Here is a 16,706-nt window from a genome sequence, read left to right as displayed (position 1 = left end):
ATGATTGCAAATTAGGGTCTGAAGAAATGACGCGTCGTTTCGTGGAACGCCTTTTCCCACACATCAGGACAATTCGTACATAACATCAGCGTAGGATCAATTGCCGCGAGGCGTTTCATAATCGTTTTGTCATCCACTGTCCAAGCCATCACCTGAATCTCCTCGTGTTGCATCTCACGCATCAAGGATTTATCCACATTCGTATAACCGATGGATAGGAAGCTGCACTGCAATTGTTTCAATCGAGCTAACAGATCGCCTGGACGAGCATCAATGATCAATCCCGTTTGAAACTCTGGTGCGATCTCTTTCGCTTTAGCTAATGCTTTCGGTTCAAAGGAAGTCAGCACCACATCATGCTGCATATGTCTTTGTCGCACTTCATGAATGACGGCGGCAGGAAGATCAGGATACATATCACCTTGCGTTTTCAGCTCAATATTCAGTCGAACCTTGCCACAGCAACGATCAAGCACCTCGCCAAGTGAGGGAATCCGTTCTCCTGCATAACTTTTTCCTTTCCAAGATCCTGCATCTAACCTTTGAATCTCAGACCAATCGGTCTCCCGTACTAGACCCTCTCCATCTGTAGTTCGATTGAAGGTAAAGTCATGAATGACAACAGGAACACCATCACGTGAACATTGTACATCCAGTTCGATCCATTGCACTTGTGGCTGCTCCATAGCCAGTTCAAAGGCTGCCATCGTATTCTCTGGTGCAATGGAAGAAAACCCACGATGCGCGACACAGCTATTGTTCAATCTGATCCACTCCTCCGCAACGTTCTAGCTTCATTCATATATGACTTACAGTTACATTCATCAATATGCTCAATACTAATTAACTTGGGGTAGCAATACCACTAGCATCAAATCGAACACCTGGCGAAAGCTCCGTCATCTGCTGTAGCAGTAACTTATTAGCTTCACCTAGCATAGGAATAGCCTGACCCAGTGCAGCTTCGTAAGGAATCACCTTCATGCTGCATTTAGCTTCTGCACTACAGCGAGCTTGAAATACAGCCGTTTTCCACGTTTCCTCTGTGGTTGATTTGGAAAAAATAAAATTCCCTGTACTATATGCAATCCATTTACCCTTATAGTATTCCATACCTTGTAACACATGCGGATGCCCCCTATAACAAGGTCTGCTCCTGCATCTACAAATTCATGTGCCAAGCGCGTCTGGTCATCATTAGGTGTACTTACTCGCTCTACTCCCCAATGCGCCACGACAATAACGAGATCTGCATTTTTGCGCGCATCCTGAATGGCTTTTACTGCGGCAGTGGAACTGTAGGCTTCAGCTACACCAGCTCGATTGCCTTCCGCCTTCCAACTGGTTTCAGGAACCACACGGCTGAAGCCAAGTAATGCAATCTTCATTCCCTTACGCTCCAAATATGCCGGTGCAAATGCTTCATCCTGATTCATGCCTGCTCCGGTGTGAGCGATTCCATATTCCTTCAAATAACCTAGCGTATCCACTAAACCCTCTACACCCTGATCCAAAATATGATTGTTCGCGAGATTAACCGCATCAAATCCCGCATCTGCCATAGCCGCTAACGCTTTGGGCGAGGATTTGTAAACATATGTTTTGTTCGCTGCACCTGTACCACCAGTCGTTACCGGTGTTTCCAAGTTTCCAATCGTCAGGTCGTCATCCTTAAAGAGGTTTCCTAACTTCTGAAAGGGGTAATCGTATCCATTCTTCTCCAGCAGCTCAGCTACTTTTCCCGAGAACTGTATGTCCCCGACAAAATGAATCGTTACATCATTAGCTGAATGAACAGGCTCTTGGTTCCCTGGTGCTGCTGCCGAGCTCCCATTTCCTGTAGAGCTGTCTGACTTAGACGGTTTGGCCGGCTGCTTTACGTCCGTTCCAGACGTATTATTCGTATCCGTGTTGGCGGCTTCTTCCGTGTTGTCCGTCTGGTCATTACTAGTCTCTTCAGCATCTTGGTCATTGGACACAGCCGGCTCCTCTTCTGCCGTATCATCCGTCTCAGGGGTTGCCTCAGGTGTCGTTAACGAGTCACCTCCTTGAGGTTCAACCTCACCGGAGGACTCTGGAGTGACCGTTGTCTCCTCCACCGCACGATCTGCCTGCTCTCTCATTTCAATGGCATAATACAAGCATACAAGTCCGATCATAACTATCAGCAACAAATTAATGACCCAAACGATCCGTTTGCGAGTACGTCTCGTTTTTTTCTTTACTTCACTTCGTTGAGATCTTGGCGGATACATAGGCAACTCCTCTTCTATACAGCAATCTTAACCATTATACCAGCCATGGTATGGAATGGTATAAAAAAAGCTGTCTTTCCTGTAGAAAATCTACGCTCAAGACAGCTCTTTATGAGATGGTTCAAAAGAGTTTCTTTCGAACATTCAATCTCTGTTAATTCGCGGCAAGTTGCTGTACCGCTAGCATCGACATTTCTTTTGCCTGTCTGATGCAGTCAGGTAACCCCACACCTTCATAACCCGCACCCGCGATATAAACACCAGGCAACTGTTTGCCAAGCTCTTCACGCAATGCAGAGATATGCTCTAAGTGACCTACCGGATATTGTGGCATCGATTTACGAAGTCGAGTGATCTCAGCAAAAATCGGCGTGGCTTCAATGCCCATTGTCTCTCGAAGATCCTTCATCACCAATTCAGTGAGTGCATCATCCGGAAGCTCCACATTTTGCTCATCCCCGGAACGGCCAACATAACAGCGCAGCAACACTTTATCATCTGGGCTAGTATGCAGCCACTTTGTTGATGTCCATGTGCAGGCAGTGATGTTGCGGCCTTCCTTACGCGGAACGAGGAAACCCGAACCATCGAATACGTGCTCTACATCCTTTTTCTCAAAGGCAAGTACCACATTGGCTACAGATACATAATTGATCGCATCAAGTGCTGCCGTATCCACATGGGGTTGCAGTAACGATGATGCTACATACGTAGGCACTGTAATTACAACCTCATCCGCATCAAGGCTCTTACCATTGTCCAATTGCACCGTATATCTAGCGTCGTTTCCAGCCTGAACATTCAATGCTTGTACTGAAGTATTCATCAGTTGCTCGACATCCTGTAGATCATGTACAAGTGCATGAACCAGGCTTTGAAGGCCTTGACGGAAATTAAGGAAAGCACTTTTTTTCGTGCCTGTGTGAGTTTCTGCAGGCTTACGACCTGTCATCATACCTCGAATCAGGCTGCCATAGTCCCTCTCAACCTCTCCGAATTGAGGAAAAGTAGCCTGTAGACTTAATCGGCGCATATCCCCTGCATAAATGCCTGCAAGTAATGGTTCTGTTAAATTTTCAAGAACCTCTGTGCCTAGACGTCGTTCAATCATATAGCCTAATGACTCATCTTCTGTTGTACGTTTGGGAGGAATGAAGAAATCCATTAACGCACGCAGTTTACCTGCAGGGGATACCAGACCACTCCGCAGAAAAGGTCTAAGCTCCGTTGGAATACCCAGAACGAGTCCTGCCGGCATCGGATGAAGCTTGCCGCGCTGCATGATGTATGTCTTCTTGGACTCCGGATTTTGACTGACGAGTTCATGATCCATCTCAAGTTCCTTAGCCAGATCAATCATCGCAGTTTTGCGAGCAAGGAACGAATCAGGTCCCTTTTCGATAACAAATCCGTCACGGTGAAGAGTCTCAATCATACCGCCCATGGAGGAACTTTTCTCCACCAGAGTGATCACGGGTTCAAACCCCGCTTCCCGATAATGTTTCCGTATATAGAATGCCGCGCTGAGGCCGGTTAGTCCGCCGCCTACAACGACGACACGCCGTTTCTTATCTTCCATTACACATCCGTTCCTTGCTGCCACTGGCTTAGAATGACGTCACTGAGCGTCTCCATATAGAGTGGATCACTGTTCAGAGAATCCGTACGCATGAGGCGCATATCGATCTCTTTAGCAATTGCTTTGGCTTCAATATCCAGATCATACAGCACTTCCAGATGATCTGATACAAAACCGATTGGAGCGACTAACACATCCTCCACCTGCTCACGGGAAAGCTCCTGAAGTGTATCCAAAATATCAGGACCAAGCCAAGGCTCTGCTGTACGACCGGCACTCTGCCAAGTGAATTGCCAGTTCGTGATGCCCAAACGGGAAGCAATGACCTCAGACGTTTCCAATAGCTGTTGCGGGTAAGGGTCACCGATATCTACAATCCGTGCTGGCAAGCTATGTGCGCTGAACAATACACGAACATCCCCACGTTTGGCTCCTGCCTCTTCGAACATATCCAACTTCGCACTTACGCGTGAAGACAGAGCCTGAATCAGCTTCGGATGCAGATGATAGCTCTCGACAAAGGACATCTTTATGCCCATTTCTTCCGCCTTCTCACGCGCACGCTTAATATAGCTGCCTACACTCATTGTGGAATAATGGGGAGCAAGTACGATCCCAATAGCCGACTGAATTCCGTCCTTTGCCATCTGCTCCACACCATCTTCAATGAAAGGATAAGCATGCTTGAGCCCCTGATAACACTTGAACTCTACCTGACTTGCACGCTCGTCCTTATTCAATGTCTCTTGCAGCGCCCGAACTTGATTGTCGGTGTTTTCCCGAAGGGGGAACACGCCCCCACAATTGCTTCATAGCGATCACTAAGTTCCTTCAATTGCTCCGGCTCAGGTGCACGGCCTCTTCGAATGTGTGTGTAATAAGCCTCGATGCTCTCCATATTTTCAGGTGTGCCATACGACATCACGAGTACGCCTACAGTATTAGTCATTAGTAATAGTCACCTCAGTTTTTAAAGCTTCTGTTGAATACTCATGTATATATGCTGTCAGCTCTCTTAATTTATCAAGCGATGCTTCCGGAAAGAGTCCATGTCCCAGATTGAATATATAACCCGGCTCTTGGATACCTTGATCAATGATTACTTTTGCCTGTTGTTTAAGCAATTCCATCGGCGCAGTTAACACATACGGATCCAGATTACCCTGTACGGCAAACTTACCACCTAATCTTTTGCGGCCTTCTGAGATAGATACTCTCCAGTCCAATCCAATAACATCTGCTTGCAGATCTACCAAAGTAGGCAGCAGTTCGCCTGAGGCTACACCAGGGAAATAAATTTTCGGTACATTCAAATCGGACAATTCGGTAAAGATACGAGTAATCGTAGGCAACACATAGGTTCTAAAATCATTTGGTGAAAGGGCGCCTACCCAGCTATCAAATAACTGGAATGCCTTACCGCCGTTGGCAATGTGTGCACGAACATATGTAATTACCATATCACCTAATTTTTGCATCAATTGATGCCACATTTGCGGCTCACTATACATCATCGTTTTGGTTCGAATGTAGCCTTTTGAAGGTCGACCCTCAATCAGGTAACTAGCAATCGTGAACGGTGCACCGGCAAACGTAATGAGCGGCACATCTAATTCTTTATCCAAAATTCGAATAGTTTCTAATATATGTGACAGATCACCTTCAACGTCAATGGGACGCAAACGCTCCACATCAGCCGCTGTCCGAATCGGATTATCAATGACCGGTCCAATGTTTTTGACAATATCAAAATCAATGCCAAGCGAAGCAACCGGATTCATAATATCTGAATACAAAATAGCCGCATCCACGCCTAATTTACGGACGGGCATGAGGGTTACTTCAGCCGCGAGCTCGGGCCGCTGGCAAATTTCGAGCAAAGAATATTTTTCTTTAATTTTGCGATATTCGGGATCGTAACGTCCAGCCTGCCGCATGTACCATACTGGAACACGGTCAACTTGTTGTTTGAAACTCGCCCGAATCAGACGATCATTATAGCTCATGTAAGAAGCCTCCAATAGTTTTTGGACTCATAATTACCATTATGCCCTTTTTGAAGTTCTGTAACAACCTCGTATAGATGTGTTCCAATGACAATACTATGACATTCGTTACACCCCTCATCCATATGCCAATTGTGTTATAATAGTTAGATGGTGTTTTTCGAGAATTACAGAAAAAGCTTTGAAAGGAAGTGAAAGCACTTTGAAAACATGGAAAGTTAATCTCATTGTGCTTTGGTTTGGACAGTTTCTGGTCAACTCGGGCATGACCATGATTACCCCATTTTTGTCCCTTTACCTCGCAAGGGATCTGGGCGTGGTGGGCGAGCATGAAATTGGCATCTGGGCGGGATTTATTTTTGCAGCCAATTTCCTCACGTCCTTTTTGTTCCAACCCTTATGGGGCAAGCTGTCCGATAAATACGGGCGCAAAATTATGCTACTGCGCTCAGGGTTCGGGATGGCGATCGTTATCGCGTTGATGGGTCTTGCACAAAACCCTTGGCAGTTGCTCTTATTACGCCTTCTGAACGGTACAATCTCAGGCTTCAACCCTGCCGCAGTCTCCCTCATTTCGGGAACAACACCCAAAGATCGTATGGGATTCGCCATGGGAATCAGTCAGTCTGGACAAGTTGCCGGCACAATCTTAGGTCCACTCATGGGCGGTTTGTTAGCTGATGCTGTAGGATTTCGGCCTATATTCTATATTACAGGCGGATTAATCTTCGCCGCTTCTATGCTTGCTATGTTCCTTGTAAGAGAGAAGTTTGATCGCCAAGAAGCAGCCAAGCTGCCTGAACAATCCGTATTGTCCGGTTTGAAGGAGCTGAATAAATCACCACAATTACCTGTGCTCTTCGCCGTAACGTTCCTGCTACAATTTGCCATGATTAGCCCAATGACCTTATTGCCGCTATATGTGCAGGAGCTTCATGGTTCGGCTCTAAATGTTGCGTTCTGGGCAGGACTTGTAGGGGCAGTTACCGGCATGTCCAATATGGTGATGTCACCATTCCTAGGCAAATTAAGTGACCGGATCGGGGCACACAAGGTGCTCACCTTCTCTCTCATCGGGACTGGGCTTATGTTAATTCCCCAAGCCTTTGTGCAGAGCGTGTGGCAGCTCATCTTAGTTCGGTTTGCAATGGGGGTATTTATGGGTGGATTGTTACCAAGCGTGAATGCCCTGATACGTTCGTACACACCAGATGGGATGATCAGCCGTGCTTTTAGTTTCAATACGAGTACACTTGCGCTTGGAAACATGCTAGGTGCAATCATCGGTGGTTTCATGGCCGGATTTATCGGCATCGAAGGTTTGTTTATCGTCTCTGGTGGATTGCTACTTCTCAACATGGTCTGGGTGCGGTTCAAATTGTACAAAAGACCTGTCCGTATTGAACAGAGCTGAACATAATATAAGTTTGGTACAGTAGCATCGCAGAGCCATGTGCAGTGTTCGCAGCATGTGAGCACAACATGCAGCAAAAAGCCGCTTCAGCGCCATTTCAGGCCTGGGAGCGGCTTTTCTTTTATTTTCGTTTATAATCTTCGTTCGTGAAATTGAATCGGATATTCCTTGACGCCAAAAACAAAGGCGCTTTGAATTGGCTCCAATACCGTATCAGGGACTAATTGTATCTGTTCCATACGCTGAAGCAGCGTGTGCAGCACAACTCTCGCTTCGAGCCGAGCCAGCGGTGCACCTAGACAGAAATGAATTCCGAATCCAAATCCCATATGTCGGTTCGGCTTACGATTCGATACGAATTCATCCGCATGTTCAAACCGCGCACCGTCACGATTGGCAGCACCAACCCAGGATATAACCTGTTCACCGGGTTTAATCCTATGGCCTCCTAGTTCTACCGTCTCCTTCGCCACACGTCCAATCGCCACAATCGGCGGATAATAACGCAGCGTCTCTTCTACGGCACTCACGACCCGATCGGGATGCTCACGCAATTCAACCTGTAATTCGGGTTGTTCAGAGAGGATGCGCACTGCGTTTGCGATGAGGTTGGTTGTTGTCTCATTCCCGGCTGCCAGCAAGAGAATACAGAAATTGACCACTTCTTCCTCGGTTAACTTCTGACCCTCAATCTCTGCAGCGAGTAGCAAGGAGATTAGGTCGTCCTGCGGCTCTAAACGGCGCTGTTCCATAATGTCTGTGAAATAGGCGTATAACTCCTGCATATTCTGCTGTTTCTCTTTGGCCAACTCCTGAAATGCCTCTTCACTGTCATCGCTTGCGCCCTTCACAAGCACATCAGACCAATGCTTGAATTCACGCCGATCTGTAGCCGGAACCCCAATCAGTTCAGCAATGACGATGACAGGTAGCGGTGTTGCGAGATCATCAATCAGATTCATCCTTCCTTTGGACAAATGCGGAGCCAGCAGCTCATCTGTGATTACCTGAATGCGCGGCGCCAGCGCCTCTATAGCCTTCGGGGTAAAAGCCTGATTGACCAGATCACGAAGCTGTTTGTGCTTCGGAGGATCTGTCGTTAACATGCTGGAACTCGCGCGGTTACGCTCAGAAGAGAACAGCTTAGGATTTTTTAATACATACTGTACATCTTCATATTGAAACACATCCCAGCATTCACGATGCTCATCGTATCGGACTGGAGTGTTCTCACGAAGCTCTGCATACACCTGAAAGGGAAATAGTTGCCGCTCCTTGCTGTGCAATTCCCGAATAGGAATATAGTTGGCATATTTTCGGGGCGCTTGTTTCATCGTGTTTCCTCCAATCAATAATATATATTTATTTACATATATGTTCATCTTCATTATAACCACAACTGGATATCGATTCCAACTCAAATAGCGTAAATAAGCCTCTCGTCCCATCTCCTGCTCCAAACTACCTTAATTTTGTCGAAAAGATTATATGTAATATTAATTAACATTAATATCTCAAAATCAAATATATAAACTAGCTAATATTATTCATTATCCGGAATTAAATACTTTTCATTATGTCATTTACCGTACAAAAAACCATTATTACTCTATAATTCTATGAATGTAATCGTTATCTCTACCAAAACCTTTATTTGTCATATTATCTAACATAAAATAAAATCATCTCAATCTATTTACATAAAAAAAAGAGAATACCTCACACAAAATCACTTGAAGGAGCGTGTCAGCATGAAAAAACAATCTCACCTTCGCCCTTGGGCCGTTTGGAGTACTGCCGCATTAACCGCACTAACCCTTACTCTGTCCCCTATTGGAACTTATGCTGCTCAGGCCGCTACGGTAGAGGTAAACGGCACAACAGGCGCTGTTCAGAGCGCTCCAGCCACGCCAGCACGCAATACCACCATCCCGGCAGTACCCGAATCTGCCAAACAATCTTCACTCCCTAATGTGCTTGTGATCGGTACAGGCGGAACAATTGCCGGACAATCGGAAGACGCAACCAGCTTCCAAAATTACAAGGCAGGCACACTTCTCATTGCTGACATGGTCAAAGATTTGCCGGACAAACAGAAAATAGCGGATGTAAACACACTACAGTTTGGCAATTCAGGTTCAGGCTCCTATACCATGGCTGATCTGTACGACTTGTCTCAGACTGTAGATAAAGCCCTTGCTCAATATGATAGCGTGGTGGTAACTACAGGCACTGACACAATGGAGGAAATAGCCTACTTCCTCGATATGACGGTTCAAAGCGATAAACCCGTTGTCATCACAGGCTCGATGCGACCTTGGACGGTAATTGGCTCTGATGCCCAAGCGAATCTCTACAATGCCATCAAACTGGCCGGAAGCGGTCGAACCCAATCATTCGGCACCGTGTTGATGCTTAACGATACCATTCAGCTCGCACGCGGTGTAACAAAGAGCAATGATTATCGGACAGACACCTTTGAAACGCCAATGCTTGGTGCTGTAGGTTATATTGATGAAGAAAACATTCGGATTTACCGAGCTCCTGCTCGGGCGATGAAACCGGATGGTACAGCGAAGCCTGTATTCGACCTAAGTAAAATCACTAAAACCGATCTCGCCAAAGTGGAGATTGCCATCTCCTATCAGGAAGCAGGCGGCGGAGCTATTGAAGGCTTCGTGAAGAGCGGAGTGAAAGGTATCGTTACTTCGGGTACAGGGGCGGGCGGTATCTCCAGAGCGATGGGGCAAGCTCGTACAAAAGCGATCGAAGAAGGAGTTATTTTCGTAACGACGACACGGACAGGCTCGGGCAGTGTCTATGGCGGCGGTAATGGCATTATTGCCGGGGATAATCTCAGCCCACAACAAGCTCGGATTCTATTAATGCTTGGACTATCCTTCAGTGATGATTTTGACACGATCAAAAAATGGTTCGAAACATACGGCACACCAGAGGTATAAAAGTCAGCAAAAAGAATATTTGCCAGATGTACGTGAAAAAGGCCGAAGCAGAGTTCATCCTGCTTCAGCCTTTTTTTTCCTGCGCTTTCAACCAAATTTCAACTGAGTTCAATGGATCTATTTCACCCAAGCCAGCGCCAAGCCGTCATAGTCTGGCAGCATCGTCGTGACAAGACGTGGGTCACTTGCCATCTGCTCGTTAAAACGACGTACAGCAAGCACAGCCGGACCTTGCTTGTCCGGATTAAGTGTACGGCCACGCAGGAAGCAGTTGTCCCCTACGATAACCGCACCTGGACGTGCAAGACGAATCGCATAATCGAGATACACCGGATAATTTTCCTTATCTGCGTCAATAAAGAAGAAATCGAAGGTACGCTCTTCCTGAGCCAATTGCTCCAGACTGTCTGCCGCAGGACCAATTCGGTATTCGACTTGCCCGCCGAAGCCACCCTCCTCCAGATGTCCGCGAGCCATCGCTGCGTACTCTTCTTTCAGCTCAAGAGAAGTTAAGGTTCCCCCTTCGCTTAAGCCACGAGCCAGGCATATGCCGCTGTACCCGCCCAGCACGCCAATTTCGAGTACAGCTTCCGCCTTCGAGGTTTTTGCCAGGAAGGTCAGTAGGCGTCCATACGCCGCAGCCACCGAAACCTCCGGCATGCCATTCGCGCGAATGGCCTCTTTTACTTTTAACAAGAGCTCATCCTCTTGAAATAATTGATTTACATATTCGTCAGGTGTCAGATTCACCACGAAGTTCCTCCTTGCATACTTGGACTGCTTTCCATATAAATGCCCTTGGATAGCTTTCCATATGGATGCCAATGTTTTATAATGAATGTTTGTTATTCAACACAGTGTAATACATGCATTACACACGAATGATCTGCATTGAAGTCTATGCGGGTTAGACCGCATTACTCATTGTAAGTTTTTTCACGGCAAGCGGCAAGGCCGCACCGTTACTATATCGCCGCCAGAGGACAAGCCCCTGCGGCTCGAAATGGAGTTGAATGAATTCATATGGCTCGATTGCAATTGATCGCAACCTCTGCAATGGGACTTGAGGCCGTTGTTGCCCGGGAACTGAAACAGCTGGGATATGAGGATGCCAGGGTCGATAATGGCCGAGTATTTTTCACAGGAGATTATATTGATATTTGTCGTTGTAACCTGTGGCTGAGAAGTTCGGATCGCGTGCTGGTTAACATGGGTGAATTCCCTGCAACCACATTTGATGAATTGTTTGAAGGCACCAAAGCACTGCCATGGGAAGAATGGATTCCCGCAAATGGTGAATTCCCGGTGGAAGGACGCTCGCAGAAATCACAACTAAGCAGTGTGCCAGCTTCACAAGGTATTGTCAAAAAGGCGATTGTTGAAAAACTAAAGCTGACGCATCACACCGAATGGTTCCCCGAAAATGGAGCACGTTATGTGGTTGAAGTTATTCTACTGAATGACCGCGCCCTCATTACGCTGGACACAACAGGACCCGGACTTCACAAACGTGGATACCGTAAACTTGTTACCGAAGCGCCGCTGAAAGAAACACTGGCAGCTGCTCTGATTCAGCTTAGCCGCTGGAATGTTTCCCGCCCGTTCTACGACCCATGCTGCGGTTCAGGCACGATGCTGATCGAAGCGGCAATGATTGGCTGGAATATCGCACCAGGGCTTCGTCGCACGTTTAATTCTGAGAATTGGGACGTAATTCCTGCTGAACTATGGGAACAAGCACGTGAGGAAGCATTTGATGCAGTACGTGATGATGTCCCTCTTCAGATTTCAGGAAGCGACATCGACCCAGAAGCGATTGAAGTCGCACAAGCGGCAATCAAAAGTGCAGGCTTTGCCAAAGATATCGAAGTCAGCGTACTGCCAGCCCACCGCGCAAAACCACAAGGGGAATATGGCGTAATCATTACCAACCCACCTTACGGTGAACGCTTGAGTGAAGAAAAAGAAGTGCAGAAGTTACTTCGTTCCCTTGGACGTTCTTACCTGGAGATGCCAACATGGTCGTTCTTTGCAATCACCTCCACCAAAGCATTTGAAGATTATTTCGGGCACAAAGCGGACAAGCGCCGCAAACTATTTAATGGACGAATTGAGACCCAATATTATCAGTATTTGGGACCACTCCCTCCACGTAATAAATATACCCAAGCTTAATCAAAATGTGTTATCTGAGTGTTCGCTCCTTTCAGGAGTGGACGCTCTTTTTTTATGCTTAATTGTATGGTTTCTCTTAGAAATTTCCATACTACACAACGTAATACTAGTCTTAATCACTGGTTAGACAAACCCCTCTGGTTGAAAAGCAACCCAGCCACGCTATAATGAATGAAGCTCCGTTTACATTCCGATAACAAAACTTTAACAAAGGGAGACATCATTCATGGTTTTCACTTCGTCTTCACGTAGCAGCATGCTACGCAGACTTTTACATCATCCTTTATCGCTCTATCTGTTATTCATTGCACTCATGCTGCTCAAATTAATGTGGCTACACCACAACCTGCATGCTTACAACATTACGATGGGACTGCTGGACAAAATTATCGCGATCGGCTCCCTGCTCCTCATCTCCTTTTGGACATGGTGGCTGCCTCGTAAAGGCTTTAAGATCTCGCTGATCGCACTAAACCTAATTCTTACAGCACTCATCTATGCAGATATGGTTTATTATCGCTATTTCCAGGATTTCCTTACCATCCCCGTGCTTCTGCAAGCTAAACAGGTGGATGCACTAGGAGATAGTATCGCCACATTACTTCAACCTGGTGACCTACTGTTCTTTGCAGACTGGATTGCATTCGTAATCTATGGCGTTGCACGCCTCCTAACCAGACGTACACGTGCGAACCGCACAAGCCTGTATGGATACAGTAATCAACCTTACGGACACACTCGCAACAAGGCTCGCACACGCCGTCGGTTTACAGCCGGAGGCATCACTCTAGTGCTTGGATTATCCCTTGCGGTCGGTCCCATCTATTATTACAGCAAAACCTGGGCTAAAGGGCTGTTCGATAATAACTGGTGGAATGTATCCATGTACAACGTAACTGGATTGTTGGCTTTTCACGGTTATGATCTCTATAACTTTGCCAAAGATCGGATTGGGTCAGGACCTGAGGCTGATCCTGCTGATGTAGATCTGGTCAAATCTTTTTTTGCCGAAAGACAGAATCAACTACCACAGACTGATAGCCCACTGTTCGGTAAATATAAAGGGAGTAACGTTATCGTTGTTCAAGGCGAAGCATTTATGAATTTCATGATTGGCCAAAGTATCGGTGGTCAGGAGATTACGCCACATTTCAACGAATTGATGAAGGAAAGCCAGTATTACAGTCATTTCTATCACCAGACAGGACAGGGTCGGACATCGGATGCCGATTTTGGAGCTAACATTTCGTTACACCCCCTGCCTATTGGCTCAGCATTTGTACGTTACGCCGACCATACCTATGATTCTTTACCTTCAATTCTGAAGGACACTGGATACAGCACGAATGTCTTTCATGCCTATGAGAGTGGATTCTGGAATCGCTATACGATGTATCAACAGATGAAATACGATAAATTTTATAGCAAAAATGATTTTGCACAGGATGATCCGCTTGGCTGGTCTTTATCCGACGTCTCTTTTTTCAGACAGTCTGTTGAGAAAATGGATAACGATGTTTCCGAGCCCTTTTACTCTTTCCTCATTACACTTTCCAGTCATCATCCATATGCCCTACCTGTTGATAAACAGCAGCTTGATGTGGGGAATTCCAAGGGACCATGTTTGGGAATTACCTGCAATCGGTTCATTATGTAGATTCAGCTCTGGGTGGTCTGGTGGAGGATTTAAAAAATCGCGGATTATGGGATAACACCATATTTATGTTCTATGGCGATCACGATAATTCCATTAAGGAGCAGGCACAATACGAAAAATTTCTAGGCAGATCATTAAATCAGCTTGATATGGAGCAGATTATGAATGAGGTGCCACTGCTTGTACATCTACCGGATGGAGCCGAAGCTGGAACGATTGATGAACCCGCAGGGCAGCTTGATATCACGCCGTCTGCACTCCATTTACTGGGCTTATCCGATCAATCCTACTACCATATGGGGAATGATGTTTACGATGGCTCTAGTCGTACTGTGGTGTTGCGTAATGGTGCGTTTACGGATGGTTCTGTGTTCTACATTCCGTCTGATGATTACATCTATGAGCACGGTTCCTGTTATGACTTGTCCACCCGTGGGGAAACGGACATTACTGCCTGCCGAGCAGGACATGATGAAGCTTCGAAACGACTTCGTGTGTCGGACACAGTCATTACGTATGATTTAATCGCACGCTTGCGTGAGGAGCTGTAAAATAAAACGGAAGTGCTGATGCGAGAGTATATACGTCTTCGGCACTTCTTTCTTTTATCCCATACAAAATGCATCCTTGCGAAAAATATAAAGTCGCTATATAATTGTAACTATGATAGTTTCATTTAAAGCTGATTTACAGAAAAATGGAGGTTATTCGAATGAATATTGAGATATGGTCTGATTTTATGTGCCCTTTCTGCTATATTGGTAAACGTCGTCTAGAGAATGTATTGGAGCAGTTCCCACACCGGAATGAAGTGAAATTCGAGTTCAAGAGCTTCGAACTTGATCCTAATGCTGAAGTACACACAGGCAAAACCAACACCGACTATTTAGTATCTAAATACAACATTAGTAAAGAACAAGCACAAGGCATGAATGCACAGATGAATGCCAATGCTCGTACAGCAGGTTTGGAGTACAACATTGATGCAATGGTTCCTACCAATTCCTTCGCTGCTCATCGCTTGACACACTGGGCTAAATCTCAAGACAAAGCACTTGAGCTGAGTGAGCGGTTATTCCAAGCTGTGTTCATCGAGGGTAAACATGTTGGAGATCATGAAGTATTACTCCAACTGGCTGAAGAAGTAGGATTAGATCGTAGCGAAGCTGCTGTCAACTTGGAGAGCAATCAATTTGCCGAACAAGTTCGTGCAGATCAAGCTGAGGGCGAACAGCTCGGCATCCGCGGCGTACCATTCTTCGTGCTGGATCGTAAATTCGCTATCTCCGGTGCACAGCCTGATGAGGTGTTCCTTGATGCGATTCAGAAAGCGTGGGACGAGCGTTCCCCGTTCACGATGGTTGAGTCAAGTGCAACAGACCATGAAAATAGCGGAGTATGTACAGAAGAAGGCTGCGAAGTTCCACAACGCGATTCAAAATAATAAATAAACACAATAGCAGCAGGATGAAGGGAATTCTCCCAATCCTGCTGCTTTTTATATATAACATACACACAGCTCATTGTAATAAGTTTTTTTTAGTAAACAGTTAGAGCAAAGGAAAAGGAAACGGAATCGATTCTGTAGAAGCGAAGCGTTCGCCTTTGTCTCCCAAATTTCAACCTCTAAAAACCTATAATCAGGAAACTTAGGAGACAACAGCGATCGGAAGAACGATCCGTTCCATATCCTCACTAACTAATGATTAAACACTCGTATTACAACCGAGCCTACTCCTTAATCCCAGAAAAGTTGATCCGGATGTGGTCCTGTTCGTTTGTCCGCATCAAGGGCATCAATCTGTCGTAGCTCATCCGGCGTTAATTCAAAATCAAATATGTCCGCATTTTCACGAATACGTTCTGGTGTCACGGATTTCGGAATGGTCACAATCTGATTCTGAATGTCCCAGCGCAAAATTACTTGCGCAGGCGTTTTGCCATACTTTTGGGCAATGCCTTTTAACGTGGATTCATTATTTAGTTTGCCTTTCATAATTGGGCTCCATGCCTCAAGCTGAATACCTTGCTCCCCGCAGAAGTCCTGCAATTCCTGCTGGATCAAGCCGGGATGTAATTCCACCTGATTCACGGCCGGTACTGTGCCGCCTTCATCTATGATATCGCGCAAATGATGTACCTGAAAATTACTTACGCCAATGGCACGTACACTTCCCTCACTATATAAACGTTCGAATGCTCTCCACGTATCCTTATATTGATCTCGGCCAGGCCAGTGGATTAAGTATAGGTCAATAACATTAAGTCCTAAAGCCTTCTGGCTCGCCTCAAATGCGCGTAGGGTTGAGTCAAAACCTTGATCCTCATTCCAAAGTTTGGTAGTGACAAACAATTCATTCCGAGCAACACCACTGCTCGCAATGGCTTGTCCTACTTCCTCTTCATTTCCGTAAATGGAAGCCGTATCTATACTCCGATATCCTACCTCCAAAGCCGTTTCAACCGCCTGCTGAACTTCTTTTCCCTTTGCTTTATATGTTCCGAATCCCAGCCATGGCATGGTCACTCCGTTGTTCAGTATCGTGCAGTCTGTAATATGTTTTGTCATCGTCTACCTCCCGTTTGGAATTTGCCTGCTCATGGTCTATTAACCTTCTGACAAAATTTCAAGCGGAATAATCGGAGATTACATACAA

13 protein-coding genes and 2 pseudogenes are annotated in these 16,706 nt (G+C 46.0%); 6 read left to right on the top strand and 9 right to left on the bottom strand.

Annotation, left to right across the window (positions count from 1 at the left end):
- Window positions 1–11 precede the first annotated feature (11 nt).
- The 6 genes and pseudogenes from DMB88_RS10085 to hemE all read right to left on the bottom strand — a co-directional run bounded on the left by DMB88_RS10085 (window position 12) and on the right by hemE (window position 5,840).
- A complete protein-coding gene (locus DMB88_RS10085) occupies window positions 12–764 on the bottom strand; it encodes a glycerophosphodiester phosphodiesterase (protein ID WP_128101244.1) in 753 nt (250 codons plus the stop codon).
- A 79-nt stretch (window positions 765–843) separates the two neighbouring features.
- Window positions 844–984, bottom strand: coding sequence for a hypothetical protein (locus tag DMB88_RS30980; RefSeq protein WP_254438679.1), 141 nt, complete (start codon window positions 982–984; stop codon window positions 844–846).
- A gap of 132 nt (window positions 985–1,116) precedes the next feature.
- Window positions 1,117–2,123 (bottom strand): annotated as a pseudogene (locus DMB88_RS10080) (CapA family protein); the annotation flags it as partial.
- A 286-nt stretch (window positions 2,124–2,409) separates the two neighbouring features.
- The gene (gene hemY, locus DMB88_RS10075) at window positions 2,410–3,834 is read right to left on the bottom strand and encodes a protoporphyrinogen oxidase (protein WP_128101243.1); all 1,425 of its coding nucleotides are present in this window, start codon (window positions 3,832–3,834) and stop codon (window positions 2,410–2,412) included.
- Window positions 3,834–4,783, bottom strand: a pseudogene (gene hemH / locus DMB88_RS10070) (ferrochelatase). The gene hemY and the pseudogene hemH overlap by 1 nt, the downstream one beginning before the upstream one ends.
- On the bottom strand, window positions 4,776–5,840 hold the full coding sequence (gene hemE, locus DMB88_RS10065) for a uroporphyrinogen decarboxylase (RefSeq protein ID WP_128101242.1): 1,065 nt from the start codon (window positions 5,838–5,840) through the stop codon (window positions 4,776–4,778). The pseudogene hemH and the gene hemE overlap by 8 nt, the downstream one beginning before the upstream one ends.
- A gap of 202 nt (window positions 5,841–6,042) precedes the next feature.
- On the opposite strand from hemE, the gene DMB88_RS10060 reads away from it, so the two are divergent.
- A complete protein-coding gene (locus DMB88_RS10060) occupies window positions 6,043–7,254 on the top strand; it encodes an MFS transporter (protein WP_128101241.1) in 1,212 nt (403 codons plus the stop codon).
- Between the two features lie 131 nt (window positions 7,255–7,385).
- Here DMB88_RS10060 and DMB88_RS10055 read toward each other — a convergent pair whose 3' ends face one another.
- Window positions 7,386–8,588 carry a cytochrome P450 gene (locus DMB88_RS10055; protein ID WP_128101240.1) on the bottom strand — a complete coding sequence of 401 codons (1,203 nt, stop codon included), beginning with the start codon at window positions 8,586–8,588 and terminating at the stop codon, window positions 7,386–7,388.
- Between the two features lie 417 nt (window positions 8,589–9,005).
- On the opposite strand from DMB88_RS10055, the gene DMB88_RS10050 reads away from it, so the two are divergent.
- Window positions 9,006–10,217, top strand: a complete 1,212-nt coding sequence (locus tag DMB88_RS10050) for an asparaginase (protein ID WP_128101239.1) — start codon at window positions 9,006–9,008, stop codon at window positions 10,215–10,217.
- Between the two features lie 117 nt (window positions 10,218–10,334).
- Here the strand turns inward: DMB88_RS10050 and DMB88_RS10045 are convergent, their stop codons facing one another.
- Complete coding sequence (locus tag DMB88_RS10045; RefSeq protein ID WP_128104394.1) at window positions 10,335–10,967, bottom strand: O-methyltransferase; 633 nt, start codon at window positions 10,965–10,967, stop codon at window positions 10,335–10,337.
- Between the two features lie 273 nt (window positions 10,968–11,240).
- On the opposite strand from DMB88_RS10045, the gene DMB88_RS10040 reads away from it, so the two are divergent.
- The 4 genes from DMB88_RS10040 (at window position 11,241) to DMB88_RS10030 (ending at window position 15,493) form a co-directional block, all read left to right on the top strand.
- Complete coding sequence (locus DMB88_RS10040) at window positions 11,241–12,392, top strand: THUMP domain-containing class I SAM-dependent RNA methyltransferase (protein ID WP_128101238.1); 1,152 nt, start codon at window positions 11,241–11,243, stop codon at window positions 12,390–12,392.
- Window positions 12,393–12,618: 226 nt separating this feature from the next.
- Window positions 12,619–14,049, top strand: a complete 1,431-nt coding sequence (locus DMB88_RS10035) for an LTA synthase family protein (protein WP_368028330.1) — start codon at window positions 12,619–12,621, stop codon at window positions 14,047–14,049.
- On the top strand, window positions 14,013–14,600 hold the full coding sequence (locus DMB88_RS31960; RefSeq protein WP_368028329.1) for an LTA synthase family protein: 588 nt from the start codon (window positions 14,013–14,015) through the stop codon (window positions 14,598–14,600). The genes DMB88_RS10035 and DMB88_RS31960 overlap by 37 nt, the downstream gene beginning before the upstream one ends.
- A gap of 161 nt (window positions 14,601–14,761) precedes the next feature.
- Complete coding sequence (locus tag DMB88_RS10030) at window positions 14,762–15,493, top strand: DsbA family oxidoreductase (RefSeq protein WP_128101237.1); 732 nt, start codon at window positions 14,762–14,764, stop codon at window positions 15,491–15,493.
- Between the two features lie 294 nt (window positions 15,494–15,787).
- Here DMB88_RS10030 and DMB88_RS10025 read toward each other — a convergent pair whose 3' ends face one another.
- A complete protein-coding gene (locus DMB88_RS10025; protein ID WP_128101236.1) occupies window positions 15,788–16,618 on the bottom strand; it encodes an aldo/keto reductase in 831 nt (276 codons plus the stop codon).
- Window positions 16,619–16,706: the final 88 nt, after the last annotated feature.

The organism is Paenibacillus sp. DCT19 (genome assembly GCF_003268635.1).
In the GTDB taxonomy this organism is placed as follows: Bacteria; Bacillota; Bacilli; order Paenibacillales; family Paenibacillaceae; genus Paenibacillus.
This window is presented reverse-complemented; position numbering and strand designations above follow the sequence as displayed.